The sequence below is a fragment of the Halomonas lysinitropha genome (assembly GCF_902500215.1).
In the GTDB taxonomy this organism is placed as follows: domain Bacteria; phylum Pseudomonadota; class Gammaproteobacteria; order Pseudomonadales; family Halomonadaceae; genus Halomonas; species Halomonas lysinitropha.
In genome coordinates this window covers 1-465 of the sequence record NZ_CABVOU010000035.1, presented here as the reverse complement: position 1 = coordinate 465, position 465 = coordinate 1, and the positions used below count along the sequence as shown (strand labels likewise).

Below are 465 nucleotides of genomic sequence, written 5' to 3'. Positions count from 1 at the left end.
TCTCTGCAGGATGACTGTTGGATGGTGGAGCCTAGCGGGATCGAACCGCTGACCTCCTGCGTGCAAGGCAGGCGCTCTCCCAGCTGAGCTAAGGCCCCTCTGAATCCCATCACGTGACATGGGCATTTTATTCAGGACAAGGCGCTTGGGTGCGACGTGTAGCCTGCTACACGAGGACCGAAGCAACGCGGTACTGGATAAAATTGGTGGGTCTGGGCAGACTTGAACTGCCGACCTCACCCTTATCAGGGGTGCGCTCTAACCAACTGAGCTACAGACCCAGCACCATACTAACCGCTAAGCCTGTTGCAGCTTGGTCGGCTGACCTCACCCTCCTTTCCATTTAAGGTCAGGGGGTGCGCTCTCACCAACTGAGCTACAGACCCAAACAGTCGTTGCTCGTTCGATCAGGTAATTCATTGTGGACACTTGCCGGGTGCGATGACTGGTCGTTTAAGGAGGTGA

General features: G+C 55.9%; 2 tRNA genes. Both read right to left on the bottom strand.

The features are described 5' to 3' along the window. Positions 1 to 22: 22 nt before the first annotated feature. Positions 23 to 98 (bottom strand) — tRNA-Ala (locus HALO32_RS10525). 106 nt (positions 99 to 204) lie between these two features. Further along, a tRNA-Ile gene (locus HALO32_RS10520) sits at positions 205 to 281 on the bottom strand. Positions 282 to 465 lie beyond the last annotated feature (184 nt).